Origin of the sequence: Actinoplanes sp. NPDC051861, from assembly GCF_040681145.1 — a bacterium.
Taxonomy (GTDB): Bacteria; Actinomycetota; Actinomycetes; order Mycobacteriales; family Micromonosporaceae; genus Actinoplanes.
The window spans coordinates 397,151-423,304 of record NZ_JBFAYE010000004.1; the positions used below are offsets into that span (position 1 = coordinate 397,151).

23 protein-coding genes and 1 pseudogene are annotated in these 26,154 nt (G+C 71.1%); 8 read left to right on the forward strand and 16 right to left on the reverse strand.

Translation table 11 applies throughout. The annotated features are described in order from the left end of the window. Positions 1-106: 106 nt before the first annotated feature. On the reverse strand, positions 107-832 hold the full coding sequence (locus AB0M02_RS16020; RefSeq protein WP_364227023.1) for a DUF2470 domain-containing protein: 726 nt from the start codon (positions 830-832) through the stop codon (positions 107-109). Positions 833-902: 70 nt separating this feature from the next. On the opposite strand from AB0M02_RS16020, the gene rpsD reads away from it, so the two are divergent. After that, positions 903-1,511, forward strand: a complete 609-nt coding sequence (gene rpsD, locus AB0M02_RS16025; protein ID WP_364227025.1) for a 30S ribosomal protein S4 — start codon at positions 903-905, stop codon at positions 1,509-1,511. Positions 1,512-1,618: 107 nt separating this feature from the next. On the opposite strand, the gene AB0M02_RS16030 is transcribed toward rpsD, so the two are convergent. Together AB0M02_RS16030 and AB0M02_RS16035 are read right to left on the reverse strand one after the other, a co-directional pair. Continuing rightward, on the reverse strand, positions 1,619-3,376 hold the full coding sequence (locus tag AB0M02_RS16030) for an ABC transporter ATP-binding protein (protein ID WP_364227028.1): 1,758 nt from the start codon (positions 3,374-3,376) through the stop codon (positions 1,619-1,621). Further along, positions 3,373-5,142: an ABC transporter ATP-binding protein gene (locus AB0M02_RS16035; RefSeq protein ID WP_364227031.1), complete on the reverse strand. Its 1,770-nt coding sequence runs from the start codon at positions 5,140-5,142 to the stop codon at positions 3,373-3,375. The genes AB0M02_RS16030 and AB0M02_RS16035 overlap by 4 nt, the downstream gene beginning before the upstream one ends. Before the next feature lie 112 nt (positions 5,143-5,254). Here AB0M02_RS16035 and AB0M02_RS16040 point away from each other — a divergent pair, with 112 nt between their 5' ends. Together AB0M02_RS16040 and AB0M02_RS16045 are read left to right on the forward strand one after the other, a co-directional pair. After that, positions 5,255-5,881 carry a TIGR03085 family metal-binding protein gene (locus AB0M02_RS16040; protein WP_364227033.1) on the forward strand — a complete coding sequence of 209 codons (627 nt, stop codon included), beginning with the start codon at positions 5,255-5,257 and terminating at the stop codon, positions 5,879-5,881. A 68-nt stretch (positions 5,882-5,949) separates the two neighbouring features. Further along, positions 5,950-7,092, forward strand: a pseudogene (locus tag AB0M02_RS16045) (amino acid permease); the annotation flags it as partial. On the opposite strand, the gene AB0M02_RS16050 reads toward AB0M02_RS16045, so the two are convergent. Then, positions 7,030-8,541, reverse strand: coding sequence for a PLP-dependent aminotransferase family protein (locus AB0M02_RS16050; RefSeq protein WP_364227035.1), 1,512 nt, complete (start codon positions 8,539-8,541; stop codon positions 7,030-7,032). The pseudogene AB0M02_RS16045 and the gene AB0M02_RS16050 sit on opposite strands and share 63 nt — an antisense overlap. Positions 8,542-8,729: 188 nt before the next feature. On the opposite strand from AB0M02_RS16050, the gene AB0M02_RS16055 reads away from it, so the two are divergent. Then, positions 8,730-10,553 (forward strand): long-chain fatty acid--CoA ligase, encoded by a 1,824-nt coding sequence (locus AB0M02_RS16055; RefSeq protein ID WP_364227038.1) that lies wholly within the window; start codon positions 8,730-8,732, stop codon positions 10,551-10,553. 289 nt (positions 10,554-10,842) lie between these two features. Here the strand turns inward: AB0M02_RS16055 and AB0M02_RS16060 are convergent, their stop codons facing one another. Next, on the reverse strand, positions 10,843-12,297 hold the full coding sequence (locus AB0M02_RS16060) for a PLP-dependent aminotransferase family protein (RefSeq protein WP_364227041.1): 1,455 nt from the start codon (positions 12,295-12,297) through the stop codon (positions 10,843-10,845). Positions 12,298-12,355: 58 nt separating this feature from the next. Between AB0M02_RS16060 and AB0M02_RS16065 the strand changes: the two genes are divergently transcribed. After that, positions 12,356-12,970, forward strand: coding sequence for a hypothetical protein (locus AB0M02_RS16065; RefSeq protein ID WP_364227043.1), 615 nt, complete (start codon positions 12,356-12,358; stop codon positions 12,968-12,970). A gap of 53 nt (positions 12,971-13,023) precedes the next feature. Continuing rightward, the gene (locus AB0M02_RS16070) at positions 13,024-13,452 is read left to right on the forward strand and encodes a hypothetical protein (protein ID WP_364227045.1); all 429 of its coding nucleotides are present in this window, start codon (positions 13,024-13,026) and stop codon (positions 13,450-13,452) included. An 83-nt stretch (positions 13,453-13,535) separates the two neighbouring features. Here AB0M02_RS16070 and hisF read toward each other — a convergent pair whose 3' ends face one another. Together hisF and AB0M02_RS16080 are read right to left on the reverse strand one after the other, a co-directional pair. Beyond that, entirely contained in the window at positions 13,536-14,297 is a 762-nt protein-coding gene (gene hisF / locus AB0M02_RS16075) for an imidazole glycerol phosphate synthase subunit HisF (protein WP_364227048.1), read from the reverse strand. Next, a complete protein-coding gene (locus AB0M02_RS16080; protein ID WP_364227050.1) occupies positions 14,294-15,178 on the reverse strand; it encodes an EamA family transporter in 885 nt (294 codons plus the stop codon). The genes hisF and AB0M02_RS16080 overlap by 4 nt, the downstream gene beginning before the upstream one ends. A gap of 72 nt (positions 15,179-15,250) precedes the next feature. On the opposite strand from AB0M02_RS16080, the gene AB0M02_RS16085 reads away from it, so the two are divergent. Continuing rightward, on the forward strand, positions 15,251-16,177 hold the full coding sequence (locus tag AB0M02_RS16085; protein WP_364227052.1) for a LysR substrate-binding domain-containing protein: 927 nt from the start codon (positions 15,251-15,253) through the stop codon (positions 16,175-16,177). Here AB0M02_RS16085 and priA read toward each other — a convergent pair. From priA to hisD, 7 genes are read right to left on the reverse strand one after another with little or no spacing between them, the layout of a single operon-like run. Beyond that, positions 16,123-16,848: a bifunctional 1-(5-phosphoribosyl)-5-((5-phosphoribosylamino)methylideneamino)imidazole-4-carboxamide isomerase/phosphoribosylanthranilate isomerase PriA gene (priA, locus tag AB0M02_RS16090; protein WP_364227054.1), complete on the reverse strand. Its 726-nt coding sequence runs from the start codon at positions 16,846-16,848 to the stop codon at positions 16,123-16,125. The two genes, AB0M02_RS16085 and priA, sit on opposite strands and share 55 nt — an antisense overlap. A gap of 15 nt (positions 16,849-16,863) precedes the next feature. Then, a complete protein-coding gene (locus AB0M02_RS16095) occupies positions 16,864-17,187 on the reverse strand; it encodes a hypothetical protein (protein WP_364227056.1) in 324 nt (107 codons plus the stop codon). Then, on the reverse strand, positions 17,184-17,813 hold the full coding sequence (gene hisH, locus AB0M02_RS16100; RefSeq protein ID WP_364227058.1) for an imidazole glycerol phosphate synthase subunit HisH: 630 nt from the start codon (positions 17,811-17,813) through the stop codon (positions 17,184-17,186). The genes AB0M02_RS16095 and hisH overlap by 4 nt, the downstream gene beginning before the upstream one ends. After that, complete coding sequence (locus AB0M02_RS16105; protein WP_364227506.1) at positions 17,813-17,974, reverse strand: hypothetical protein; 162 nt, start codon at positions 17,972-17,974, stop codon at positions 17,813-17,815. The genes hisH and AB0M02_RS16105 overlap by 1 nt, the downstream gene beginning before the upstream one ends. Continuing rightward, positions 17,971-18,582 (reverse strand): imidazoleglycerol-phosphate dehydratase HisB, encoded by a 612-nt coding sequence (gene hisB / locus AB0M02_RS16110; protein WP_364227060.1) that lies wholly within the window; start codon positions 18,580-18,582, stop codon positions 17,971-17,973. Before hisB ends, AB0M02_RS16105 begins: the two co-directional genes overlap by 4 nt. Continuing rightward, complete coding sequence (locus AB0M02_RS16115) at positions 18,579-19,652, reverse strand: histidinol-phosphate transaminase (RefSeq protein ID WP_364227062.1); 1,074 nt, start codon at positions 19,650-19,652, stop codon at positions 18,579-18,581. Before AB0M02_RS16115 ends, hisB begins: the two co-directional genes overlap by 4 nt. Further along, on the reverse strand, positions 19,649-21,004 hold the full coding sequence (gene hisD / locus AB0M02_RS16120; RefSeq protein WP_364227065.1) for a histidinol dehydrogenase: 1,356 nt from the start codon (positions 21,002-21,004) through the stop codon (positions 19,649-19,651). The genes AB0M02_RS16115 and hisD overlap by 4 nt, the downstream gene beginning before the upstream one ends. Before the next feature lie 137 nt (positions 21,005-21,141). On the opposite strand from hisD, the gene AB0M02_RS16125 reads away from it, so the two are divergent. Beyond that, positions 21,142-21,849 (forward strand): LON peptidase substrate-binding domain-containing protein, encoded by a 708-nt coding sequence (locus AB0M02_RS16125; protein ID WP_364227067.1) that lies wholly within the window; start codon positions 21,142-21,144, stop codon positions 21,847-21,849. Here the strand turns inward: AB0M02_RS16125 and AB0M02_RS16130 are convergent. Together AB0M02_RS16130 and dnaE are read right to left on the reverse strand one after the other, a co-directional pair. Further along, complete coding sequence (locus AB0M02_RS16130; protein ID WP_364227069.1) at positions 21,764-22,561, reverse strand: hypothetical protein; 798 nt, start codon at positions 22,559-22,561, stop codon at positions 21,764-21,766. The two genes, AB0M02_RS16125 and AB0M02_RS16130, sit on opposite strands and share 86 nt — an antisense overlap. A gap of 30 nt (positions 22,562-22,591) precedes the next feature. Continuing rightward, entirely contained in the window at positions 22,592-26,125 is a 3,534-nt protein-coding gene (gene dnaE / locus AB0M02_RS16135) for a DNA polymerase III subunit alpha (protein WP_364227072.1), read from the reverse strand. Between the last annotated feature and the right edge of the window lie 29 nt (positions 26,126-26,154).

The following is a 26,154-nucleotide window of genomic DNA, read 5'->3' on the forward strand; positions in this document are numbered from 1 at the left end:
CTCTGCCGGCCGCGGCACCGGCCGGCAGAGCACAAAGACGGGATCCCGCGGCCTGACGGCGGCAGAAGGTGGCCGCTGGGATCCCGCCCGTCTTTGTGACCAGAGGTCAGGCCGTGCACCGCCGGCACAGGATCGGGTGGAGCAGGTGCGCCAGGTCGTGCCGGTCGGTGACCGGGCGAGGGAAGGCGAGCCGTGCGCTGCGGCCGCCCATCCGGACCAGGAATCCGTACCGGTCGAGGCGGACCACCTTCGGCTCGTCGCCGGGACGCGCGGCCGGGCCGAGCTGCCGCTGCACGTACGCGCCCATCTCGGCCATGTGGTGGTCGGCCAGGTCGGCGATCAGATCGAACTCGACGGCACGCAACGGGTCCGGAGTTGCCTCGGCGTAGTCGTCGGGATCGATCTCGATGAGATTCTCGTTACGCTCGTACCGCACCTCGGCGACGTCCATCCGGTACAGCGCCTGGCTCTCGCCGATGTCGAGCAGGTCGCCGCAGGCGTCGGTGTCGGCGTAGTCAAGCGCGGCCGCGCGGGCGTCGTCGCCGGTCAGCACGCTCGCCCAGCCGGACACCCAGACCCGCCCGAGCGACGGCGAGGTCGCCATCGGGGGCACGTCGCGAATGTCCAGGACCAGGGCGGTGTCGTCGTTTCCGTCCTGCGGGCGGAGCGCGGCCGCGAGAGTTCCGTCGGCCGGCGCGAGCAGCAGCACACGTCCCTGCGAGTCGGTCACGTGCCGGACCGGCGTGGGCCCGGGGCGGCACGCGATGTGCGCGACGGCGGGCAGGTGACCGGCGGCAAGCGTTCGCGCGATCTCGGCGGGACTGGGTTGCATGACGAGCACCTCCGGGCACCGGTTAGGCTTACCTAAGTAAGGCAAGGCTAACCGTAACAGGAGATCCCAGTTGAACAACTCTCGACCCAAGGCGAAGCTGTCGCGGGCCCTCGGAATCCCTCTGACGCGTAAGTGCGTCAAGTACTTCGAGCGGCGCCCGTTCCCGCCCGGCGTGCACGGCCGGGGACGCCGCAAGAGCTCGGACTACCAGGTCCGGCTGCTGGAGAAGCAGCGGCTGCGCCACCAGTACAACATCAGCGAGGTCCAGATGCGCGCGGCGTACGACGCGGCGCACAAGGCCGAGGGCAAGACCGGCGAGACCATGGTCACGCTGCTGGAGCGCCGCCTCGACGCGACGGTGTTCCGGGCCGGCTTCACCCGGACCATCTACCAGGCCCGCCAGCTCGTCGTGCACGGTCACTTCACCGTGGACGGCAAGAAGGTGGACCGCCCCGGCTACAAGCTCAAGCCCGGCCAGGTCATCGAGGTCAAGGAGACCAGCCGGCAGAAGCCGCCGTTCCAGATCGCGGCGACCGGGGCGCACATCGACGGCCCGACCGCGCCGTACCTGTCGACGGTCCTCGAGGAGCTGCGCACCACGGTCATCCGGGCGCCGCAGCGCACCGAGGTCCCGGTGCTCTGCGACGAGCAGCTGGTCGTCGAGTACTACGCCCGATAGACAACCAGCTCATGAATCGCTGAAATGGCGGGCCTCTCGCAGCGGTCGGCAGGGACTGCGGCCGCTGCGAGCGACGCGCTCATCTCACCGGGTCGAATACGACCCGGTCAGCGTGTCTGTTCCAACCAGCTGGCGTAGAGCTTGGCGTAGATCGAACCCTCCTCGGCGACGAGGCGGGCGTGCGGGCCGCGTTGCACGACGCGGCCCGCATCCACCACGATCACCTCGTCCGCGGCCTGCGCCGTGGACAGCCGGTGCGCGATGGCCACCGTGGTCCGCCCCCGGGTCACGAGGTCGAGGGCGTGCTGCAGCCGCACCTCGGTGGCCGGGTCGACAGCACTGGTCGCCTCGTCCAGGACCAGCAGATCCGGGTCGGCGACATAGGCCCGCACCAGCGCGACCAGCTGCCGCTCGCCCACACTGAGCGCCTCGCCGCGCTCCCCCACCGGGGTGTTCACGCCCTCGGGCAGGCCGTCCACCCAGTCCGCGAGCCCCAGTTCCGCGAACGCCGCGGCCAGCTGGGAGTCGGACAGGGCCGGTTCGGCGAAGCGGATGTTCTCGGCGACGGTCGCGTCGAACAGGAAACCGTCCTGCGGCACCATCACCACCCGCGAGCGCAGCGACGAGAACCGCACGCCGGTCAGCGGGACACCACTGAGCAGGACCGCGCCGGAGGCCGGGTCCATCAGCCGGGTCAGCAGCTTCGCGAACGTGGTCTTGCCACTGCCGGTCTCGCCCACCACAGCGACCTTGGTGCGAGCCGGGATCTCCAGGTCCACGTCGGAGAGAACAAGGGGGCCGCCCGGGTAGCGGAACGAGACGTCACGGAAGCGCACCGACAGCGGTCCCGGCGGCAGCTCCACGCCCCGGTCGTCGGGGTCGGCCACGTCCGGGTCGACGTCGAGCACGTCGAGGATGCGGCGCCAGCCGGCCACCGCGTTCTGCGCCTCGTTGAGCATGTCGGTCGCGATCTGCACCGGCTGGATGAAGAGCGTCACCAGGAACAGGAACGCGGTCAGCCGGCCCACGGTGATCTCGCCGTCGACGCCGAGCATCGTGCCGAGCACCACCACGCCGGCCAGGGCCAGTCCGGCGCCGATCTCACCGCTGGAGAAGCTGGTCACGCTCGTCCGCAGGGCCCGCTGCTGCGCGACACGCAGGTCGTCGACCGCGGTGTCGAGGCGGGCCTCGGTGCGGGCGGCCACCCCGTACGAGCGGATCACGGTGGCGCCGACGACGCTCTCGGCGATCGCCCCGAGCATCACGCCGGTACGCTCGCGGACCGCCCGGTAGACCGCGGCCAGGCGCTTCTGGAACAGCCGGATCACCGCGACCGCCGGGCCGAACGCGAGCAGCACCACGATCGTGAGCTGCCACGAGTAGACGAACATCACCACGGTCGAGACGATCAACTGGCCGCTGGCGAGCAGCAGCTGCACGCCGCCGGTCTGCAGGAACTGCGAGATCTGGTCGACGTCACCGGTCACCCGCGACACCATCGAGCCGCGCCGCTCGGACTGCTGGTGCAGCATCGACAGGTCGTGGATGTGGCGGAACGTCCGGGACCGCAGGCCGCCGAGCGCGGTCTCGCTGACCGTGAACAGCCGGCGGGTCATCAGGTAACCGCAGAGCGTCGAGATCGCCAGGGCGACCAGGGTGAGCGCCACGATGACGACCACGATCTGCGGGTCCGGGCCGCCGGGACCGCGGATGCCGTGGTCGATGCCCTGCTGGATGGCGATCGGCACGGCGACCCGGCCGGCCATCTGCAGCACGGCGAGCCCGATCGTCCCGGCCAGGCCGGTCCGCAGCTCCGGGGAGAGGGCCAGACCCCGCCGGATGGTGGCGACGGCGCCTTCGCTCATTTCGCCTGCTCCGCTTTCTCGTAGGCGGTGACCAGATCGGCGTATCCGGGCTGCGACGCCAACAGCGACGAGTGCGTCCCGGTCGCCACGACCCGGCCCTGGTGCAGGTAGACGACGACGTCGGCGAGCGCGATCGTGGCGCGCCGGTACGCGACGACCAGGATCGAGGAGCCGGCCTCACGCAGGGCGGACAGGATGGCGGCCTCGACACGGGGGTCGACCGCGCTGGTGGCGTCGTCGAGCACCAGCAGGCGGGGCCGGCCGGCGAGCGCGCGGGCCAGCGTGAGCCTCTGCCGCTGACCGCCGGAGAGCGAGGTGCCGCGCTCGCCGACGGCGGTGCCGAGCTGCTCGGGCAGGCCGTCGACGAAACGGTCGGCCTGCGCCAGCCGCAGTGCCGCCCGGACACGGTCGTCGCCGATCTCGGCACGGTCGAGGGCGATGTTGCCGCGGACGGTGTCGTCGAAGACGAACGGCACCTGCGGCACGAGCGCGGTGGCGTTTGCCAGCGCGGCACCGCCGAGGTCGGGCAGCTTCACGCCGTCTAGGGCGACGCTGCCGGACTCCGGGTCGACCAGGCGGACGGCGAGGGAGGCGATCGTAGACTTGCCGGAGCCTGTCGCGCCGACCAGGGCGACGGTCTGGCCGGCGGGGACCGTGAAGCTGACGTCGGTGAGGACGGGCGGACCGCCGGCGTAGCGGTAACTCACCTCGTCGAAGCGCAGTTCGGCGGGACCTTCGCCGGGCAGAGCGCTTTGCCCGTACCCCATATCGCCCTCGGCCGAAAGCACCGCCTGGACCCTCTCCCATCCGGCGACGCTGCGCGGCAGCTCGCCGACCACCCACCCGATCGCGCGCACCGGGAAGGCCAGCACCGTGAAGAGGAAGGCGACGCTCACCACCTCGGCCACGCTGACCGCGCCCTGCTGCAGGCGGAGGGTGCCCAGCAGCAGCACGGCGAGGGTGCCGATGCTGGGCAGGGAGTCCATCAGCGGGTCGAAGAGACCGCGCAGGCGGCCCACCGCGACCAGCGCGTCACGCAGCTCGGTGACGAACACGCCGAACCGGCGCGACTCGTCCGCCTCGCGGCCCATCGTCTTGACCACCAGGGCGCCGTCGAAGCTCTCGTGCGCGACCGCGCTGACCTTGGCCCGCATCCGCTGCGCGTGGATCTGCCGCGGCGACATCCGGCGCGAGTAGGCCAGGTTCAGCGCGAACAGCGACGGGAAGAGTGCGACGCCGACCAGCGCGAGCACCCAGTCGGTGAGGAACAGCGCGACCACCGCACCGAAGATCATGACGATGGTGCCGACCGCGAACGGCATCGGCGCGATCGGCGCCCACGCGGCCTCGACGTCCGAGCTGGCGTTGGAGAGCAGGGTGCCGGTGGCGTTGCGCTGGTGCCAGGAGGGCGGCAGCGCGAGATAGCGCCGGGTCACCGCACGCCGGTAGCGCGCCTGCAGCCGGAACTGCATGAAGCCGGCGCCGAGGCGCCGGGCGAAGATGCTGACGACACGCAGGCCGGAGATGCCCAGCAGCACGGCGACGACCAGCGCGAGCTGACCGCTGCCCACCCGGCCTGCCGCGAACGCCGGCACCACGACGTGCCCGATCACATAACCGACGACGTACGAGTTCGCGATGATCAATAGTCCGAAGAAACTGCTGCCGATCGCGCTGACGACGAAGAGCCGTGGCTCCGTCCGGATCGCGTGGCCGAGCACCCGCAGACCCCGTCCCAGCACGTCATTGCTGGCCCTGCCGCTCAATTTCCTACCCGACTGGTAAGTGTTCGCCGGGGCTACCGGCCTTACCGGTCCATACTGCCGGGAACGACGGCCGTTTACATTGTGGCCACGATTACACAGTTAGGATCGACGGATGACGAATTACGCCCGCCGGGAGCGGGAGCAACTGGCCGACCTGCTGCTCAGCACGGGTCCGGACGCGCCGACGCTCTGCACCGGGTGGACCACGCGCGATCTCGCCGCGCACATCGTGGTCCGGGAGCGGCGGCCGGACTCCGCCGCCGGGCTCGTCATCCCCCCGCTCCGGGAGTACGGGGAGAAGATCCGCCTGTCCCGAGCCGCGCTGGACTACGCGGAGCTGATCGACCAGCTGCGCAAGCCGCCGGTCTGGAGCCCGGTCAGCAACCCGCTCGTCGACCCGCTGGCGAACACCATGGAGTTCTTCATCCACCACGAGGACGTACGCCGAGCCGGCACCGGCTGGGAGCCGCGCACCCTGGACCTTCCGGAGCAGGTGGCCCTCTGGCGGGCCGTCAAGCTCACGTCGCGGGCCGCGCTGCGCCGCCTCAAGATCTCCGCGGAGATCACCGCGACCGGGTTCGAGCCGCTGCGCACCGGCGCGGAGCCGCAGGTGCGGATCTCCGGGGACGCGGGCGAGCTCGCGATGTTCTTCTCCGGCCGTCAGCGCGCCGCGCGGGTCACCGTGGACGGCGACCCCGCGCTCGCCGAGCGCCTCCGCAAGGCCCGGCTCGGGGTCTGAGATTGGCCCATCCGAACGGGCGGTAATTGGCTCGAACGAGACGCCAATACGGCCGTAGGTTCGACCGTATGAACGCTCGCTCCGGCCTTTCCGTCGCCCAGGGTGCCGCCCTCTCCGTCGGCGCCGTCCTGGGCACCGGGCTGATCTCCCTGCCCGCGCTCGCCGCCGAGGCGGCCGGGCCGGCCGCCCTGGTCGCCTGGCTCGCCCTCATCGTGCTCTCCGCGCCTCTGGCCTGGACCTTCGCCGCCCTCGGCGCCCGTTACCCGGACGCCGGCGGCGTCTCCACGTACGCCCGGATGGCGTTCGGCCCGCACGCCGCCACCGCGGTCGGCTGGTGCTTCTACTTCGCGGTGCCGCTCGGCGCGCCGGTCGCGGCCGCCTTCACCGGCGGCTACGTGGCCGACGTCTTCGGCGGCGGCAAGGTCACCGAGTTCGTCACGTTCCTCGCCCTGATCGGTACGGCGTACGCGATGAACTGGTTCGGCCTGCGCATCTCCGGCCGGGTGCAGCTGGTCCTCACCGCCACCCTCGCCGTCCTGCTCGTGGTGACCGTCGTGGCCGCCCTGCCGCACGCCCGCTGGGACCACCTCACTCCGTTCGCCCCGCACGGCTGGTCCGGCATCGGCGCCGCCGCGGCACTGCTGGTCTGGGGCTTCGCCGGCTGGGAGGCGCTCTCCTCACTGTCGGCCGAGTACCGCCATCCGCGCCGGGACGTACCCCGCGCCACCCTGATCGCGGTCGCCGTGGTGGGCGTCCTCTACCTGGCCGTCGCCGCGGTCAGCGTGCTGGCGCTGGGTCCCGCCCTGGCCGGCAGCCGGGCGCCGCTCTCCGACCTGCTGGCCATCGGCGTCGGCGGCCCGGTCCGCCTGCTCACCGCCGTCGTCGCGGTGATCCTGACGCTGGGTGCGGTCAACGCGTACTACGCCGGGGCGAGCCGCCTCGGTGCCGCCCTGGCCGCCGAGGGCGCGCTGCCGGCCAGGGTCTTCGGCACGCAGCGCCGGTCGCTGACGTTCATCTTCACGGCCAGCGTCGTCTGCGCCCTGCTCCCGCTCGGTCTGCACACCGCGACGCTGCTGGTGACCGGCTGCTTCACCCTGGTGTACGTGCTCGGCACGGCGGCGGCCCTGCGCCTGCTGCCGGCCGGCTGGTCACGGGTGATCGCCGGGTTCGCGTTCGTGGCGGTGGTCGCGCTGCTCTGGCTCAACGGCTGGCCGGCGCTGCTGAGCCTGACCATCGCGGCGCTGGCTGTCCTCTATCAGCGCCGGCAGTCGCGCAAGCCCCTCCTCGATCAGGTCCGGGTCGACCGCCCCGTACCCGAACACCAGGCCAGGGCGTGACGGCGGGCCCTCCGCCGCGTAGTCCGCGAGGTTCTCGATCTCCAGCCCGGATCGTCGTGCCAGCATGACGATCCGGGCTGGATCGCCGCGCTCCAGTAGTGCCGTGACGTGCAGTCCGGCAGCCGACGGGATGACGTCGAGAGCCGATATTCGGCCTATTTCACGAACAATTCGGATATGCCGGTCGAGGTAGGAACGACCTGCTTTGCGGACGTGCCTCGCCAGCTGGCCGTCGTCGATGAAGCGGGCCAGCGCCGCCTGCACCGCCACCTGGCCGTACCCGTCGCCGGCCTGCCTCGCCGCCACGATCGCGGGCCGCAGACCCGGCGGGACGAGCACGAACCCGGTACGCAACGACGGCAGCATGCTCTTGGAGAACGTGCCCACATAGAGCACCCGCCCGCTGCGGTCCAGCGTGCAGAGCGGCTCCAGAGGCCGGGCCGAGAACCGGAACTCGCTGTCGTAGTCGTCCTCGACGATCGCCGCCTGCCGCTTCCGGGCCCAGCCGAGCAGTTCCTGCCGGCGGGCCAGGCTCATCACCCGGCCCAGCGGGAACTGGTGCGACGGCGTCACGTAGACCAGACGGCAGTGCGCCGGGAGCGCGGACACCACCAGTCCCTGTTCGTCGACCGGCACGCCGACCACGCGGGCGCCGAGCGAGGTGAACAGGCGGCGGGCGGGCGGATAGCCGGGCTCCTCCACCGCCACCACGTCGCCGGGGCGCAGCAGGACCCGCCCGATCAGGTCGAGCGCGTGCTGGGTGCCGTTGGTGACGACGACATCCCCGGCGGTGGCGCGGACCGACCGGGCGTACCCGAGATAGCGCGCCACGGCGGCACGCAGCGCGGGATGGCCGGACGGTTCCGCGTACGTCCCGGGGTTGTTCGCCCGCAGGCGCAGCTCCGCACCGACCAGCCGCCGCCATGTGTCGAAAGGAAAGAGCCGGGCATCCGGGATACCGGTCCGGAAGTCGTAGCGCGGCGCCGGGCCCTCGCCGCTGGTCGGCAGCGGGGTCAGCGACCAGCCCGGCCGAGGGCGCAGTGGATCGGGTGCCGGTCCCGCCGCCCGCCGCCGGGCCGGGGCGGCCTCCGCCACGAACGTGCCGGCGCCGACCCGAGCCGTCAGGTAACCCTCCGCCACCAGGCGTTCGTACGCCCCGGCCACGCTGCCCCGCGAGACGCCCAGGTCGGCGGCGAGCACCCGCGTCGCCGGCAGCCGGTACCCAGCCGGCACCCGCCCGTCCACGATGGCCGCGCGCAGAGCCCGGTAGACGGCAGCGGTCTTCTCGCCACCGCCGGGCTCGATCTCGATGACCAGATCCACGCCGTTGATTCTCAGCCTGTTCTCAGCCGGGCGGCTGTCTGGTCCCGGCACCGCCGCTGACTAGGATTGAGGGCGCCGGGTTGCCGGGTTCAATTGATCCGCACTCTAGCCCTGGTGCCGGACGACCATTACCCTCCGGTAACACTGACGTTACTTACTCCCCGTTTCGGTTTAAGGCGGCGCCCGATATGGCTCTCGAGGTTCCCTACCGGTCGATTCCGGACATGCTCTTCCAGCGCGTGGCGAAGACACCGGACGCACGGGCGCTGGCCGCACCCAACGCCTCCGACACCGGCCCCGAATGGCTCACCTGGCGCCAGGTGGGTGAGCGGGTCCGGGCGATCGGCGCCGGCCTGCACGAACTCGGCGTCGGCATCGAGGACCGGGTCGCGATCCTGTCCAACACGCGGCTCGAGTGGATCCTGGCCGACCTCGGCATCAACGTCGCCGGGGCCGCGGCCACCACGGTCTACCCGACGACCGAGCCCGAGGACACCACGTTCATCGTGTCCGACTCCGGCTCCAAGGTCCTCATCGCGGAGAACGCGAAGCAGGCGCTGAAGATCGCCGGCGCGGAGACCTCGGTGACCAAGGTGGTGCTGATCGACGGCCCCGCCGACGCCGGCGCCACCCCGCCGCAGATCACGCTGGCCGACCTGGAGCAGCTCGGCAACGAGGCGCTCACCCGCAGCCCCGGCCTGATCGACGACGTCGTCGGCAAGCTCGGCCCGGAGAACCTGGCCACCCTGATCTACACGTCCGGCACGACCGGCCGCCCCAAGGGCGTCGAGCTGCTGCACAAGGGCTGGACCTGGGAGGGCGTGGCGCAGGAGCAGCTCGGCCTCTTCTCCCCCGACGACCTGCACTACCTGTGGCTGCCGATGTCGCACGCGTTCGGCAAGACGCTGCTCTGCGGCATCCTGCACGTCGGCGTTCCGACCTACGTCGACGGCCGGGTGGACCGCCTCATCGACCTGCTCTCGGTGATCAAGCCGACGCTGATGTGCGCCCCGCCCCGCATCTTCGAGAAGGTCTACAACAAGACCGTCACCAGCGGCACCTCCGGCGGCGGCCTCAAGCCCAAGATCTTCGCCTGGGCGGTCGCCACCGGAAAGAAGCGCGTCGCTCTCCAGCAGGCCGGCAAGCCCATCCCCGCCGCCCTCGGCGTTCAGTACTCGCTGGCCGAGAAGCTCGTCTTCAGCAAGCTGCAGGCCCGCCTCGGCGGCAACCTGCGCGTGCTGGTCAGCGGCTCGGCGGCACTCAGCCGGGACATCTCCGAGTTCTTCGCGGCGGCCAACCTGCCGATCCTCGAGGGCTACGGCATGACCGAGGCCTGCGCGGCGAACTTCGTGAACCGGCGCGGCAAGCTCCGGATCGGCACGGTCGGCCAGGCGGTCGGCGACCTCGAGGTCCGCATCGACTCCGACGGCGAGGTGCTGCTGCGCGGTGCACCGGTCATGCGCGGCTACCACAACCTGCCCGAGGCGACGGCGGAGGCCCTCACGGAGGACGGCTTCCTGCGCACCGGCGACATCGGCGAACTCGACTCCGACGGCTACCTGAAAATCACCGACCGCAAGAAGGACCTGGTCAAGACGTCCGGCGGCAAGTTCATCGCCCCGTCGGCGATCGAGGGCGCCTTCAAGGCCGTCTGCCCCTACACCTCACAGGCAGTCGTCGTCGGCCAGAACCGCAACTTCGTCACCATGCTGATCGCCCTGGACGAGGACGCCATCACCACGTGGGCCGCCACCGGCCCCCTGGCCGGCAAGACCTACGACGAGATCGTCGCCGCCCCCGAGACACACGCCCTGGTCGAGGGCTTCATCGCCGAACTCAACGCCAAACTGAACCGCTGGGAGACGGTCAAGAAATTCGCCATCCTCCCCCGCGACCTCAGCATCGAACACGGCGAGGTAACCCCCTCCATGAAGATCAAGCGCCGCAGCGTGGAGTCCAACTTCGCCACCCAGATCGACGAGATGTACGCAGGCTCCCTCGCCCAGATCTGACCTCTCTCCCGCCGGCGCACGCGAGCCGTGCGCCAGCCCCCTCCAAGGCTGCACGGAAGGGCCCTCACGCACGGCTCCCCCACGCGAGCCGTGCGCCAGCGCCCTCCAGGCTGCGCGGAAGGGCTCTCACGCACGGCTCCCTCGCGCCAGCCGTGCGCCGGCGCCCTCCAAGGCTGCGCGGAAGGGCCCTCACGCACGGCTCCCCCGCGCGAGCCGTGCGCCAGCGCCCTCCACGACCGCGTGGAGGGGTCTGGCGCACGGCCGGCGGGAGGGGGAGGGGAGGGTGGGGTCAGGCGATGACGGCGGGGGAGCGCCACGTCGGGCGGGGGGTGTGGTCGAGGTCGTGGCGTACTGAGGCGAGGCGGCGGACGGCCTCGGTCAGGTCGTCGGCGGCCAGGGTGAAGGGAAGGCGCAGGAAGCGCTCGAGGGTGCCGTCCAGGCCGAAGCGCGGGCCCGGCGCCAGGCGCACGCCCACGTCCTCGGCCGCCCGCGACAGCGCGCTCGAGATCGGCCCGTCCAGCTCCGCCCAGAGGGTCACGCCGCCGCCGGGTACGAAGAAGCGCCACTCCGGCAGCATCTCGCGCAGCGCGCCGACCAGAGCGTCACGCCGGAAGCGCAGCTGGGCTCGCCGGGCCGCCACGATCTCCGGGGCGAGTCGCAGCAGGTGGACCGCGACGAGTTGTTCCAGGACCGGGCTGGCCATGTCCACACCGACCCGGATCGCCGCGAGCCGCTGCACGAGTGGCGCCGACGCGCGGACCCAGCCGATGCGCAGGCCGCCCCAGTACGCCTTGCTCATCCCGCCGATCGACGTGACGCGGGAGTGGCGGTCGAAGACGGCGACCGGCGGCGGCATCTGCGGGTCGTCGAGGGGCAGGTCGACGAAGGACTCGTCGACGACGAGCTCGGTGCCCGCGGAGTGTGCCGCCGCCACGAGACGTTCGCGCAGGGCAGCCGGCATGAGGTGTCCGGTCGGGTTGTGGAACTCCGGGATCACGTACGTCAAACGGGGTCTTGTCTGCCGCAACGCGCCCAGCAGCATCTCGCCGTCCCAGCCGGTCGCGGTGTCCAGGCCGTGCGTGCTGATCCGTGCCCGCCGCGCGGAGAGTGCGGCCAGCGCGTTGGGATAGGTCGGCGTCTCCACCAGGACCGGCGCACCGGCCGGCACCGAGAGCCGCAGCACCAGATCGAGCGCCTGCTGGGTGCCGCTGGTGATGAGGACCTGCTCGGCCGAGGTCGGCACGCCACGAGATGTGTACCCGTCAGCGACCGCGGCACGCAGCTCCGGCAGGCCGGTCGGGTGGTATCCGGCACTGCCCAGATAGCGGGGCAGGTCGTCGGCGGCCGCGCGGGCGGCGGGCACGAGCTCAACGGGTGCGGCCGACGCCGCCACTCCCATGTCGATCATGTCGAGGTCGTCGTCGGGGGTCCACAGGCCGGATGTGGCGACGCGGTGGCCGTGCGGGAGGGTGGTCCAGCTGCCGGCTCCCCGGCGACTGGTCAGGTGGCCGGTCTCGCGCAGCGCACGATAGGCCGCGGACACCGTCGTGCGGCTCACGGCGAGTGCCTCCGCGAGCTCACGTTCGGCCGGCAGGCGTACCCCCAATGCCAGGCGACCGTCCGCCAGCAGGCCCCGGACCGCGGCCGCCAGGGCCGCGTAGTCCGGACTGCGCCGCCGCCCCGGCAATGCGTGCCACCGCCCCAGCAGGCGTGCCAATTGGTCCCCGCGCACCGACGTCGTCATAGCCACCTCCCCAGGATTGGCACTTTATCATCGCGGAATTGGCATCAAGAGTGGCAGCATGAGCCTGTACCGCCGCGTGCCCCAACTCTTCGCCGGTCTCATCCTCTACGGCGTCAGCATGGCGCTCATGGTGGAGTCCGGACTCGGCCTCAACCCGTGGGACGTCTTCCACCAGGGTGTTTCCGAGGTGAGCGGGATCAGCTTCGGCTGGGTGGTGCTGCTGACCGGTGTCCCGGTGCTGCTGCTGTGGATCCCGCTGCGCCAGCGTCCCGGGTTCGGCACGGTGGCCAATCTGGTGGTGGTCGGCTTCTCGGCGGACGCGGCGCTGTGGGCGCTCCCGGCCGGTGAGTCGATCCCGGCCCGGGTCGGGCTGCTGGTCGGCGGCATCCTGCTCAACGGTTTCGCGACCGGGCTCTACATCGGCAGCCGGATGGGCCCGGGCCCGCGGGACGGCCTGATGACCGGCCTGCACGGCCGCCTTCCCCGGCTGTCGATCCGCGTGATCCGCACCGGCATCGAGCTGTTCGTGCTGGGTGCGGGCTTCCTCCTGGGCGGCACGGTGGGCGTCGGAACCATCGCCTACGCGCTCGCGATCGGTCCTCTGGTGCATCTGTTCCTTCCCCCGCTGACCGTGAAGGAGCAGAAACCCGAACCGGTCCGAACGAGGCAGTGATCATCCGGACACATTCGCTTCCGGGTACGGCCACCGCACGGCATCATTGCGGCATGGGGGTCGGCGACTGGCACTGGAACGACGCTTGGATCTTCGTGTCCGCGGTCATCGCCGAGCGGCTCGAGCGTGACCGCGCCCTGCACGCCGCCCTGCCGGTGACCGGTGCGACCCTCGCCGACCTGCTGGCCGCGGCCGATTTCCTGCACCACAGCGTGCCCAGCCGCGACGAGCTGGAGGAGGCGGTCCGCCGTCTCGCCGGCGCCGGTCTGATCACCGTGGAGGACGACCTGATCGAGGTCGCCCCGGCCGGTGAGCAGCTGTGGCGGACCCGGCCGTTCAGCGGGCTCTCCTCCGCGGTGATGACCTTGCAGTCGCAGCTGAACCGGGCCGCCGAGCCGGGTTACGCGGACTGGTCCCTGGACGAGCAGACCTACGCGGCAGCCGTCAGGGAGTACAGCCTGCGGCTGGCCGACGGCCGCTGAAAGTCAGCCGGCGCCGCGGAAAAAAGCCAACAGCCGACGGCCGCCGAAGGGCAGCCGGCGCCGCGGAAAAAGCCGGGCGGCCGCTAGCGAACGGGATTGCCCGCCGCCTTCAAAGAGTTCTTGACCTCGCCGATGGTCAGATCTCCGAAGTGGAACACGCTCGCCGCGAGGACCGCGTCCGCCCCCGCCGCGACCGCCGGCGGGAAGTGCGACACCGCGCCCGCCCCACCGCTGGCGATCACCGGGATGTCGACGACGGCCCGGACCGCCCGGATCAGCTCCAGGTCGAAGCCGGCCTTGGTGCCGTCCGCGTCCATCGAGTTGAGCAGGATCTCACCGGCGCCCAGGGTGGCCACCCGCTCGGCCCACTCGATCGCGTCCAGCCCGGCGCTGCGCCGCCCGCCGTGGGTGGTCACCTCCCAGCCGCTCGGCTGATCGGAGGACCGGCGCACGTCCAGCGAGAGCACCAGAACCTGATTGCCGAACCGCTCGGCGATCTCCTGGATCAACGAGGGACGGGCGATCGCCGCCGTGTTCACGCCGACCTTGTCCGCGCCGGCCCGCAACAGCACGTCCACGTTCTCCACCGAGCGCACACCACCGCCGACGGTGAGCGGGATGAAGACCGTCTCCGCGGTACGCCGCACGACATCCAGCATCGTCCCGCGATCGTCCGACGACGCCGTCACGTCGAGGAACGTCAGCTCGTCCGCGCCCGCCGCGTCGTAGGCCGAGGCCAGCTCGACCGGGTCGCCCGCGTCCCGCAGGTCGACGAAGTTGACGCCCTTCACCACCCGTCCGGCGTCCACGTCCAGGCAGGGGATCACACGTACCGCGACCGTCATACGCCAACCCTAACGAGCGGCTCGGGGACGGCCTTCCGGGACCTGACCAGTCCCAAAAGCACGCCGCCGACGACCAGCACGCCACCGATGACGTCCTGCGCGAAGATCGGCTCGCCCAGGACGAGAGCCGCCGACGCCATGCCGAAGAATGGGACGAGCATGCTGAACGGCGCGACGGTCGCCGCGCCGTACCTCTGCATGAGAAAGCCCCATCCGGCGAAGCCCGCCAGCGTGGAGATCAGCGCGATGTAGAGCAGCGCCACGACCGCCTCGGTGTCGATCGCCCGCAGCGCGGCCAGGTCCGCAGCCGGGCCGTCGACCAGCAGCGTCAGCACGACGAGGGGCCCGGTGGCGAGCGCGCTGACCCAGACCATGAACCGCAGCGTGTCCGGCGGGGAGGCCTTGCGGGTCGCCACGTTGGACACGCCCCAGGCCGCGGCCGCGCCGACGACCAGCAGGAAGGCCGGCAGGTTCGCGCCCGTCCGGGTGGCCACGACGAGCACGCCGGCGGTGGCGACGGCGAGTCCGGCGATCTGCAGCGGGCGGGGCCGTTCGCGGAGGAAGAGGGTGGCGAAGACCATCGTGAAGATCGCCTGGCTCTGCAGGACGAGCGAGCTGAGCCCGGCCGGCATCCCCGCCGCCATGCCGCCGAACAGCAGCGAGAACTTGATGACACCGAGGACCAGCGCGACGATCACGACCCACTTCCACGGCACCTGCGGGCGGCCGACGAGCAGCACAGCCGGGAAGGCGGCCAGGCCGAAGCGCAGGGCGGAGAAGAGCAGCGGCGGGAAGTGGTCCAGCCCGGCGTCGATGGCGACGAAGTTGACGCCCCAGACGGCCGCCACGGCGACGGCAAGGGCGAGGTCACGCGGTCTCATGACGTCGAGCCTCGCCAACAAGACCGTTAAGCACCAGCAAAATAACCTTCACCCAGGATGTAGCATCGCTACATGATTGACCTGGGGCGGCTGCGGGCCCTGCACGCGGTGGCGAGTTACGGGACCGTGCTGGCGGCCGGCCAGGCCCTGCACTGTACGCCGTCGGCCGTCTCCCAGCAGATCTCGAAACTGGAGCGCGAGACCGGCTCGACGCTGGTCGAGAAGGACGGCCGCCGGTTGCGGCTGACCGAGGCCGGGCGGGTTCTCGCCGACCACGCCGAGCGGGTGCTGACCAGCGTCGACGAGGCGGAAGCGGCACTGGCCGCACACCGCGACACGGTCACCGGGCGGCTCACCGTGGCCTCGTTCGCGACGGCGTGCCGGGCTCTGATGCCGCACGCGCTGCGGAAACTCGCCGCCGAGCACCCCCAGCTCACCATCGGGCTGATCGAGGTCAACCCGCACGAGGGCGTCGAACTCCTCCGGCGAGGTCATGTGGACCTGGCCGTCCTCGACGACTGGCCCGAGGTGGGCCTGCGCTACCCGGACTGCGTCTCCAAGGTCCAGATCGGCACAGACCACGCCGACCTGATCGTGCCGGGCGATCACCGGCTGACCGGCACGGCCACGCTGGAGGACGTACGGGACGAGCGGTGGATCGCGGTCCGGGCCGGCGACGTCTGCTATGAGTACCTGATCCGCAAACTGCCCGGTGTCGTGCCGGAGTTCCAGGTCGGCGAGTTCGAGACGCAGCTGACGCTGATCGCGGCCGGGCTGGGCGTCGGCCTCATCCCCCGGCTGGCCCGGCCGGCCCTGCCGGAAAACGTCCGCATAATTCAAATAAATCCGATACCGACCAGAAAGATCACCATCGCCTGGCGCGATTCCTCGGCGGCCCGCCCTGCGAGGAGGGCCGCCGAGGAGGCGATCAGAGAAGCCTGGGCTCAGGCCGAGGCGAGCACGTCCAAAGCCTCACGCACGGTGAACGCGCCCGCATAGAGCGCCTTACCCGCGATCACACCCTCCACCCCGATCGACTCCAGGGTGGCCAGGGCACGCAGGTCGTCCAGCGTGGAGACGCCACCACTGGCGATGAGCGGCTTGTCGGTCACCGCGCCGACCTCGCGGAGCAGGTCCAGGTTCGGCCCGCGCATGGTGCCGTCCTTGGTGATGTCGGTGACGACATAGCGGGACGCGCCCGCCTTGTCGAGCCGGGCCAGCACCTCGTACAGGTCACCGCCGTCGCGGGTCCAGCCGCGCGCGGAGAGGGTACGCCCCCGCACGTCCAGCCCGATCGCCACGCGGTCGCCGTACTCGCCGCAGATCCGGTCGCACCACTCCGGGTCCTCCAGCGCGGCCGTGCCGATGTTGACCCGCTGCGCACCGGTCGCCAGGGCACGGGTGAGCGACTCGTCGTCCCGGATGCCGCCGGAGAGCTCCACCTTCACGTCGAGGCGCTGGACCACGCCGGCGAGCAGCTCGGCGTTGGAGCCCCGCCCGAACGCCGCGTCCAGGTCGACCAGGTGGATCCACTCGGCGCCGTCGTTCTGCCACGCCAGTGCGGCCTCGAGCGGGTCGCCGTAGGCGGTCTCCGAGCCGGCGGCGCCCTGCACCAGGCGGACGGCCTGGCCGTCGGCGACGTCGACGGCGGGCAGCAGTTGGAGGGTCATGTCTCTCCCATAGGACTACGAGCGGCGGCCGAGCACCACGACGACGAGGGCCGGCACGGCGAGGACGAGCATTGCGGTGAGGATGATCCGCAGCGCCGGGTCCGGGACGAGCACCCAGACCGCGACGGCGGCGAGCAGCGAGACGACCACGATGCCGATGCGCTGCCTGCGGCTGCGGTGGTACAGACGGCCGTTCTTGCCGAACCGGGGCTTGATCTTCATCGAGCGTTTCAGCGCACGGAAGCGCTCGCGGCGGGCCACCTTCCGGGCACGCACCGCCTTCTCCCGCTCCAGGACGGCGAGTCGTTCGGCTCGCCGCCGCGCACGTTCCTTGCTCATCCCAGCGTCGCGACCCAGTTGCTGAGCAGCGCGAATCCGGCGTCCGCCGACTTCTCCGGGTGGAACTGGGCAGCGCTGAGAGCGCCGAGTTCGACGACGGCGGCGAAGGGCAGGTCGTGGCTCGCGCTGGTCACTTCGGCGCCGGCTTTCGCCAGCAGATCAAAATCTTGGGCAGCGTACGAGTGGACGAAGTAGAACCTGGTCTCCTCGCCGAGCCCGGCCAGCAGCCTCGACCCCGCGGGCACGGACACCGTGTTCCAGCCCATGTGCGGGATCCGCTCGGCGGTGAGCCTGGTGACCGAACCGGGCAGCAGCCCCAGCCCCTTGGTCTCCACGCCGTGCTCCACACCGGAGTCGAAGAGCACCTGCATGCCGACGCAGATACCGAGTACCGGTTTTCCGGCCGCCACCCGTTCCGCGATCACCGGCCCGGCGCCCAGTGCCTCGATCCCGGCCATGCACGCCGCGTAGGCACCGACGCCCGGCACCACGAGACCGTCAGCGGCGGCGGCCGCCTCCAGGTCGCTGGTGACCGTCACGTCCACGCCGGTGCGGGCCACGGCCCGTTCCGCCGAGCGCAGGTTGCCCGAGCCGTAGTCGAGGATGACCACACTTGGCGCGCTCATCACGCCTCCCCCGACGGCCACCAGGCGAAACCGCCCGCGGTGGCCAGCAGCGCGAGCACCGCCGTGAGACCGATGCTGAACCGGGTGGCGTTCGCCTTGACCAGCTGGATCACGCCGCCGACGAGGATCCCGGCGAGCGCGAACAGCACCATCGAGATCACAGCACCCCCTTGGTGGAGGGCAGCGCCCCGGCGTTTCGCGGATCGACCTCGACGGCCTCGCGCAGCGCCCGGGAGAACGCCTTGAACTGGGCCTCCACCACGTGGTGCGCGTCCGGGTGCCCACCCGGGCGGCACGCGCGCAGGACGTCCACGTGCAGGGTCACCCTCGCCGCGTGGCCGAACGCCTCGAAGATGTGCCGGGTCATGCTGGTGGCGTAGACGGGCCCGATGTACGGCGTGAGCAACGGCTCGTCGTGCACCACGTACGGACGTCCGGACAGGTCGACGGCCGCGCGGACGAGCACCTCGTCCATCGGGATCGTGGCCGACCCGTACCTCCGGATGCCCCGCTTGTCGCCGAGCGCCCTCGCGAAGGCCTCGCCGAGCGCGATCGCGGTGTCCTCCATGGTGTGGTGCGAGTCGATCTCCAGGTCGCCCTCGGTCCGCACGGTCAGGTCGAAACCGCCGTGCTTGGCGAGCTGGTTGAGCATGTGGTCGTAGAAGCCCACGCCCGTGCTCAGGTCGCCCTTGCCGGTGCCGTCGAGGTCGATCTCGATCAGCACCTTGGTCTCGTTGGTGACGCGCTCGATGCGCGCGGTCCTGCTCACAGGATCTCCTCGGCGGCGGAAAGGAATGCGGTGGTCTCGGACTCGGTGCCGGCGGTCACCCTCAGCCAGCCGGCCAGGCCCACGTCGCGGATCAGCACGCCCCGGTCGAGGAACGCCTGCCAGACGGCCTTCTGATCGTCCGAGGCGGCGAAGAGCACGAAGTTCGCGTCGCTGTCGGCGACCTGGATGCCGCGCCCCCGCAGCGTCTCGACGATCCGGTCCCGCTGCACCTTGATCTGCTCGACGGTGGCCAGCAGCGCCCCGCTCTGCGAGACCGCCGCCCGCGCGGCGGCCTGGGTCAGCGCGCTCAGGTGGTAGGGCAGGCGGACCAGCTGGACCGCGTCCACCACGGCCGGGTCGGCGGCGAAGTAGCCCAGGCGTCCGCCGGCGAAACCGAACGCCTTGCTCATCGTGCGGGTCACCACGAGGCGCGGGTGGCCGGGCAGGAGCTCGATGGCGCTGCGGGTGCCGGTCCGGGCGTACTCGAAATAGGCCTCGTCGACGAGCACCATGCCACGCGCCGCGCCCAGCACCGCGTCGATCACCGACGGGTCGAGCGCGGTGCCGGTCGGGTTGTTCGGCGAGCAGAGGAACACCATGTCCGGGTCGTGCTTCTCGATCTCCGCAATCGCCGCCTCAGGACGAAGCCCGAAGTCGGGGTCGCGCAGCGAGCCGATCCACCGGGTGCCGGTGCCGGCCGCCAGCAGCGGGTGCATCGAGTAGGACGGGCCGAAGCCCAGTGCCGTCCGCCCCGGCCCGCCGAACGCCTGCAGCAACTGCTGCTGCACCTCGTTGGACCCGTTGGCCGCCCACACGCTCTCGTGGGTCAGCCCGTGACCGAGATAGGACGCCAGGTCGGTGCGCAGCGCCACCGCGTCCCGGTCGGGGTAGCGGTTCAGGTCGGCGAGCTCGTCCTGCAGCATCTTGGTCATGGCCTCGACCACGACGTCGGGCACCGCGAACGCGTGCTCGTTGGTGTTCAGCCGGACGGCGACGTCGAGCTGCGGCGCGCCGTAGGGCTTCTGCCCGCGCAGGTCGTCCCGGATCGGCAGATCGTCGATCGTCGTCACGCCTCGAACCTCCCGTCCAACCGCCCCGCCCGCCACCCCAAATCGGACTGAAGGCGAACCTTGACGGCGTCACCGTGCGCCGGCAGGTCCTCCGCGTTGGCAAGTGCCACCACGTGGCCGGCGACGTCGCGCAGGGCCTCCTCGGTGTACTCCACGACGTGGATGCCCCGCAGGAACGACTGCACCGACAGGCCGGAGGAGTGCCGCGCGCAGCCACCGGTCGGCAGCACGTGGTTGGACCCGGCCGCGTAGTCGCCGAGCGAGACCGGCGCCCAGGCACCCACGAAGATCGCGCCGGCGTTGCGGACCCGCAGGGCCCACTGCCGCGCGTCGCGCGTCTGGATCTCCAGGTGCTCCGCAGCGTACGCGTCCACGACCGCGAGCCCCTGCTCCAGGTCGTCGACCAGCACGACGCCGGACTGCTCGCCGGTCAGCGCGGTGCGCACCCGCTCCTCGTGCTTCGTGGTGGCGACCTGCTTGTCCAGCTCGATCTCCACCGCGTCGGCGAGCGCCGTCGAGTCGGTGACCAGCACGCTCGCGGCGAGGGGGTCGTGCTCGGCCTGGCTGATCAGGTCGGCCGCGACGTGCCGAGGGTCGGCGGTGTCGTCGGCCAGGATCGCGATCTCGGTGGGCCCGGCCTCGGCGTCGATGCCGACCGTGCCCCGCAGGAGGCGCTTGGCCGCGGTCACCCAGATGTTGCCCGGGCCGGTGATGACGTCAACGGGTTCACAGCGGTCGTCCTCGTCGGCGCCGTCCGACCCATACCCCAGCATGGCGATCGCCTGCGCGCCGCCGACCGCGTAGACCTCGTCCACACCGAGCAGCGCGCACGCGGCCAGCACCCGGGAGTCGGGCAGGCCGTTGTTGGAGGCCTGCGGCGGCGACGCCACGACCAGGCCCTCGACGCCGGCCTCCTGGGCGGGCACCACGTTCATGACCACGGTGGACGGGTAGACCGCGAGGCCGCCGGGGACGTAGAGGCCGACCCGGCGCACCGGGACCCAGCGCTCGGTGACCGTGCCGCCGTCGACCACCTGGGTCGTGACGTCGGTGCGCCGCTGGTCGGCGTGCACCTTGCGGGCCCGCTTGATCACCTCGAGCAGCGCCTCGCGCACGGCCGGGTCGAGCGTCTCGGCCGCGGCCGCGATCGCCTCGGCCGGCACCCGCAGGCGCTCCAGCCGGACGCCGTCGAACCGCTCGGTCGCCTCCCGGATCGCGCTGAACCCGTGCTGATGCACCGCCTCGACGACCGGGCGGATCCGCTCGACCGCCACGGAGACGTCGAGCTGGGCACGGGGCAGCAGGCCGCGCGGGTCCCGGCGGGAGCCGCGCAGGTCGATCCGATTCAGCACACGCCCAGTCTAGGGGGCAGGTGAACCGGGTTTTCGACCGCGACTCCCGGGCCCAGGCGTTGGGACGAACGGATACCGGGCGTGTCCGGGCCGCCGCGCCGGGTTGACCAAGGTCAGGCGATGACTAGGCTGAACGCGTGAGCGATCGGCTGCCGGTCTTCCCGCTGAGCACGGTGCTCTTCCCCGGTCTGGTTCTGCCCCTGCACATCTTCGAGGAGCGCTATCGCACCCTCGTGCGTGAGCTGGTGGCACAGTCCTCGGAGACACCGCATGAGTTCGGCGTGGTCACCCTGCGGCACGGCAGCGAGGTGGCGCCGGAGCCGGGCGAGGGCCCGGCCGCCGAGGTGCCGCCGGTGAGCGCCGCCGATCTTTACGAGGTGGGCTGCACCGCCGAGCTGCGGCACGTCACCGAGCTGCCGGACGGCCGGTTCGACATCATGACGGTCGGGCGGCGGCGGTTCAGCGTGCTCAGCATCGACCAGGGCACCGAGCCGTACCTGACCGCGCGGGTGCGCTGGCTGCCCGAGGAGGACGAGGCCGGCGCCGGCGCCCAGATGCTGGCGCCGCGCGTGCTGGCCGCCTTCCGGCAGTACCTGGAGTTGCTGCGGCCCAACAGCGAGATGCTCGACCAGGTGCCCGACGACCCGACCGTGCTGTCGCATCTGGTCGCCGCGACCGCGCAGCTGACCGTCGAGGAGCGTCAGCTGCTGCTCGCCATGCCGGACACCGCGTCCCGGCTGCGGGCCGAGCTGCGTCTGCTCAACCGGGAGGCGGGGCTGCTCGCCCGGGTGCGGGCGGTCCCGGTGCCGCTGTCGGATCTGGCCCGTCCGGCGAGCCCGAACTAGGCGAGTTGTGGTCCGGCTGGTACGCGGCCGGGTCGTACACCGGGTAGGGCGAGAACTCCGGGTGGTTGGGGCCGTAACCGGGCTGCGCGCCCGGCTGGTCCAGGTCCGGGTCGTTCGACCAGCCCGCGAGCAGCGTCAGCACGATCGCCGCGGCGAACGCCGGCACCAGCGTGGGCCCGAACGCGTGCACCTCGGGGGGCGCCAGGTACGTCGCGCCCTGCGTGGCGGTCTCCCGCCATCGGTCGTACGCGTCCCGGCCGATCAGCTCGCCGAGGAACGGCGCCACCCGCTGCGCGGCGAGCGAGGTGCCGACCACCACGGCCACCACCAGCCACGGTCCGCGGTCGCGGCGCAGCACCAGCCAGGCGACGATCGCCACGAGCACGCCGAAGCCGAAGCCGAGCATCGTGTACCAGCCGTCGGCCGCCACGTACTGCTCCGGTGACGGGTCGTTGACGACGACACCGCCGTCACCCACGTTGATCACCGGAACGTCCGGGGCGAGCCACGCCCAGAGCAGCCCGAACGGCGCGCCCAGGGCGCTGATCACCACGATGGCGCCGAAGAAGACCGCGAGGGTGCGCCGCCACGGCCGGCGGCTGCCGTCCTGCTGGAGCCGCCACCACGGCGCCCGGCGCCGCACCGGCTCCGCGGGAAAGGGCGGCGGCTCGGGGAGGTAGGTCGGCTCGGCCGGCTCGTGACTGGGGTGCACCTTACGATCCTGCCAGATCAGCCGCGGTGCTCAGGCCACGGCCGAGGGGCCGAGGATCATCTTGAGGTCCGCGCGCAGGGCCGGCGTCGGCGCGACACGTACGCCACCGAGGCGCATCACCGTCGTCCGGCTGCCGTTCTGCAGGTGTACGTGCACCTCCGTGTCGCCCGGATGGCTCACCAGGATCTCCTTGAGCTCGTCGACCAGCGGCGGCGTGCACCGGGTGATCGGCATGGTCAGGGTGACCGGCTTGCTGTCCGGGTTGTGCGTGATGTCCGGGATGGACATGTCCATCGCCATGATCCGGGCCTGGTCGTCGCGCCGGTCGATCCGGCCCTTGACCACCACGATCGCGTCCTCGGCGATGTACTGCCCGACCAGTTCATACGTGTTGGGGAAGAACAGCGCCTCGACGCCGCCGGCGAGGTCCTCCAGGGTGGCCGACGCCCACGCGCGGCCCTGCTTGGTGATCCGCCGCTGGACACCGGTGAGGATGCCGGCGAGCGTGACGACCTGGCCGTCCGGGACCGAGCCCTCCTCGCCCAGCGCGGCGATGCTGGTGTCCGCCGCGTTCTGCAGCATCATCTCCAGGCCGGCCAGCGGATGGTCGGAGACGTAGAGGCCGAGCATCTCCCGCTCGAAGGCCAGCTTGTCGCGCTTGTCCCACTCGGTGTCGCCGATGACCGGCATCGCGACCGTGGCCGACGACCCGCCCGGGGTGTCACCGAACGCGCCGAACAGGTCGAACTGGCCGGCCGCCTCGTTGCGCTTGACGTCCGCGTACGCGTCGATCGCCTCGGCGTGCACGGCGAGCAGCCCCTTGCGGCTGTGCCCCATCGAGTCGAACGCGCCCGCCTTGATCAGCGATTCGATCGTCCTCTTGTTGCACGCGACCGCGTCGACCTTGGACAGGAAGTCGTAGAAGTCGTGGTAGTCGCCCTTTTCCTTGCGGCACCGGGCGATCGCCTCGACCACGTTGCCGCCGACGTTGCGGACCGCGCCAAGGCCGAACCGGATGTCCTTGCCGACCGGGGTGAACGGCCCGGACGACTGGTTCACGTCCGGCGGCAGTACCTGGATGCCCATGCGGCGGCACTCCGCCAGGTACACCGCCATCTTGTCCTTGTCGTCGCCGACGCTGGTGAGCAGACCGGCCATGTACTCGGCCGGGTAGTGCGCCTTCAGGTACGCCGTCCAGTACGACACGAGCCCGTACGCCGCGGAGTGCGCCTTGTTGAACGCGTACCCGGCGAACGGCACCAGGACGTCCCACACCGCCTGGATCGACTCGTCCGAGTAGCCCCGCTCCCGGCAGCCGTCCCGGAACGGCACGAACTCCTTGTCGAGGATCTCCTTCTTCTTCTTACCCATCGCGCGGCGCAGCAGGTCGGCCTGGCCGAGGCTGTAACCGGCGAGGATCTGCGCGGCGCGCTGCACCTGCTCCTGATAGACGATCAGGCCGTAGGTGGGCTCCAGGATCTCCCGCAGCGGCTCCTCCAGCTCCGGGTGGATCGGCGTGATCTCCTGGAGGTTGTTCTTGCGGAGCGCGTAGTTCGTGTGCGAGTCGACGCCCATCGGGCCCGGCCGGTACAGCGCCAGGACGGCGGAGATGTCCTCGAAGTTGTCCGGCTTCATGAGCCGCAGCAGCGAGCGCATCGGCCCGCCGTCGAGCTGGAACACGCCCAGCGTGTCACCGCGGGCCAGCAGGTCGTACGCCGCCTGGTCGTCCAGCGGCAGCCCCAGAAGATCCAGGCCCGTGCCGTGGTTGAGCTCGATGTTCTTCACGGCGTCGTCGAGGATGGTCAGGTTCCGCAGGCCCAGGAAGTCCATCTTCAGCAGGCCGAGCGTCTCGCAGGTCGGGTAGTCGAACTGCGTGATGATCACGCCGTCGCTGGCCCGGCGCATCAGCGGGATGTGATCGATGATCGGCTCGGCGGACATGATGACGCCGGCGGCGTGCACACCGGTCTGCCGGATCAGCCCCTCGATGCCGCGCGCGGTGTCGATGACCTTCTTGACGTCCGGGTCGGTCTCGTAGAGGCCGCGGATCTCACCGGCCTCGTTGTACCGCTTGTCGTCCTTGTTGAAGATGCCACCGAGCGTGATGCCCTTGCCCATGACGTCCGGCGGCATGGCCTTGGTGATCCGGTCGCCGACCGCGAACGGATAGCCGAGCACCCGCGCCGAGTCCTTGATCGCGGCCTTCGCCTTGATCGTGCCGAACGTCGCGATCTGGGCGACCTTGTCGTCGCCCCACTTCTCGGTCACGTACCGGATGACCTCGCCGCGCCGGCGCTCGTCGAAGTCGATGTCGACATCGGGCATCGAGACACGCTCGGGGTTGAGGAACCGCTCGAAGATCAGACCGTGCGGCAGCGGGTCCAGGTCGGTGATGCCCATGGCGTACGCCACGAGCGAGCCGGCGGCCGAGCCACGGCCGGGACCGACCGCGATGCCGTTGTTCTTCGCCCACTGGATGAAGTCGGCGACCACCAGGAAGTACGCCGGGAAGCCCATCTGGATGATGACGCCGAGTTCGTACTCCGCCTGCTTGACGTGGGTGTCCGGGATGCCGTCCGGGAACCGCTTGCGCAGGCCCTCGAACGCCACGTGCCGGAAGTACTCCTCTTCGGAGTAGCCGTCCGGGATCGGGAACCGCGGCATCAGGTTCTTGAAGGTGAACATCCCCTCGGTGTCCACCTTCTCGGCCACCAGCAGGGTGTTGCGGCAGCCCTCCTGCCACGCCTCGGAGGAGTCCACCGCGCGCATCTGGTCGGCCGACTTCACGAAGTAGCCGGAGCCGTCGAAGCGGAACCTGTTCGGGTCGGCGACGTTGCTGCCGGTCTGCACGCACAGCAGCACGTCGTGCGCCTCGGACTGGGCCTCGTGCACGTAGTGGGAGTCGTTGGTGACCAGCGGCCGGATGCCGAGCTTCTGGCCGATCTCCAGAAGGCCGTCGCGGACCCGCTTCTCGATGGAGAGGCCGTGGTCCATGATCTCGAGGAAGTAGTTGTCCTTCCCGAGCGCCTCCTGGTACATCGCCGCCGACTTGAGCGCCTCGTCGAACTGGCCCAGCCGCAGTCGGGTCTGCACGGCGCCGGACGGGCAGCCGGTGGTGCCCATGATGCCCTCGGCGTGCTCCGCGATGATGTCGAAGTCCATCCTCGGGTACTTACCGAGCTGGCCCTCGATCGAGGCCCGCGAGTTGAGCCGGAACAGGTTCTTCAGGCCGACCGCGTTGCGCGCCCACATGGTCATGTGGGTGTACGCGCCGTTGCCGGAGACGTCGTCGCCCTTCTGCTCCGGCCGTCCCCACTTGACGCGGCTCTTGGTCAGGCGCGAGTCGGGCGCCAGGTAGGCCTCGACGCCGATCACCGGGATCACGTCCGCGGCCTTGGCCTGGGTGTAGAAGTCGTACGCCCCGTGCATGTTGCCGTGGTCGGTGATGGCGGCGGCCGGCATGCCCAGCCGCTTCGCCTCGCCGAGAAGTTCCTTGATCCGGGCCGCCCCGTCGAGCATCGAATACTCGGTGTGCACGTGTAGGTGCACGAACGAGTCAGACACCCGGAACCCCCTCTTCACGTTGACGTACG

Excerpts from the sequence above, each read along its gene's own strand:
- AB0M02_RS16020 (WP_364227023.1), bottom strand. The coding sequence starts at position 832 with ATGCAACCCAGTCCCGCCGAGATCGCGCGAACGCTTGCCGCCGGTCAC.
- AB0M02_RS16030 (WP_364227028.1), bottom strand. The coding sequence starts at position 3,376 with ATGAGCGAAGGCGCCGTCGCCACCATCCGGCGGGGTCTGGCCCTCTCC.
- AB0M02_RS16040 (WP_364227033.1), top strand. The coding sequence starts at position 5,255 with ATGACGAATTACGCCCGCCGGGAGCGGGAGCAACTGGCCGACCTGCTG.
- AB0M02_RS16055 (WP_364227038.1), top strand. The coding sequence starts at position 8,730 with ATGGCTCTCGAGGTTCCCTACCGGTCGATTCCGGACATGCTCTTCCAG.
- AB0M02_RS16060 (WP_364227041.1), bottom strand. The coding sequence starts at position 12,297 with ATGACGACGTCGGTGCGCGGGGACCAATTGGCACGCCTGCTGGGGCGG.
- AB0M02_RS16065 (WP_364227043.1), top strand. The coding sequence starts at position 12,356 with ATGAGCCTGTACCGCCGCGTGCCCCAACTCTTCGCCGGTCTCATCCTC.
- AB0M02_RS16070 (WP_364227045.1), top strand. The coding sequence starts at position 13,024 with ATGGGGGTCGGCGACTGGCACTGGAACGACGCTTGGATCTTCGTGTCC.
- hisF (WP_364227048.1), bottom strand. The coding sequence starts at position 14,297 with ATGACGGTCGCGGTACGTGTGATCCCCTGCCTGGACGTGGACGCCGGA.
- AB0M02_RS16080 (WP_364227050.1), bottom strand. The coding sequence starts at position 15,178 with ATGAGACCGCGTGACCTCGCCCTTGCCGTCGCCGTGGCGGCCGTCTGG.
- AB0M02_RS16085 (WP_364227052.1), top strand. The coding sequence starts at position 15,251 with ATGATTGACCTGGGGCGGCTGCGGGCCCTGCACGCGGTGGCGAGTTAC.
- priA (WP_364227054.1), bottom strand. The coding sequence starts at position 16,848 with ATGACCCTCCAACTGCTGCCCGCCGTCGACGTCGCCGACGGCCAGGCC.
- AB0M02_RS16095 (WP_364227056.1), bottom strand. The coding sequence starts at position 17,187 with ATGAGCAAGGAACGTGCGCGGCGGCGAGCCGAACGACTCGCCGTCCTG.
- hisH (WP_364227058.1), bottom strand. The coding sequence starts at position 17,813 with ATGAGCGCGCCAAGTGTGGTCATCCTCGACTACGGCTCGGGCAACCTG.